Source organism: Carboxydocella sp. ULO1 (assembly GCF_002049255.1).
GTDB lineage: Bacteria > Bacillota.
Genome location: NZ_BDLQ01000085.1, coordinates 1 through 309 on the forward strand (window position 1 = coordinate 1; position 309 = coordinate 309).

1 protein-coding gene is annotated in these 309 nt (G+C 39.8%); it reads left to right on the forward strand.

The window, feature by feature from the left end:
* The coding region (locus ULO1_RS11170) for a LysM peptidoglycan-binding domain-containing protein (protein WP_143325454.1) at positions 1-271 on the forward strand (271 nt) is incomplete at its 5' end.
* Between the last annotated feature and the right edge of the window lie 38 nt (positions 272-309).

The window sequence follows — 309 nt, forward strand, 5'->3', positions numbered from 1 at the left end:
TTGCCAGTACACTATAGAGCTTGTGGAAGCCCGGGAATTAGTGGTATATACTGAGTCCGAGAAAAAAAGTAAACAGCAGTTATCAAAGAAACGACCTTCACCGCCACCATTCAAGACCTACACTGTTAAACCGGGTGATAGCCTCTGGAAAATTGCGAAAAAAGTTTTGGGAGACGGAAGCAGGTGGAGAGAAATTTATAACAAAAATAAAAGTGTTATCGGAAAAGACCCAAATAAGCTTAAGCCAGGGCAAATTTTAAGAATCGCCTAAAAGGCGGTGGTAATATTGATTGATGTTTCTAAAATTGC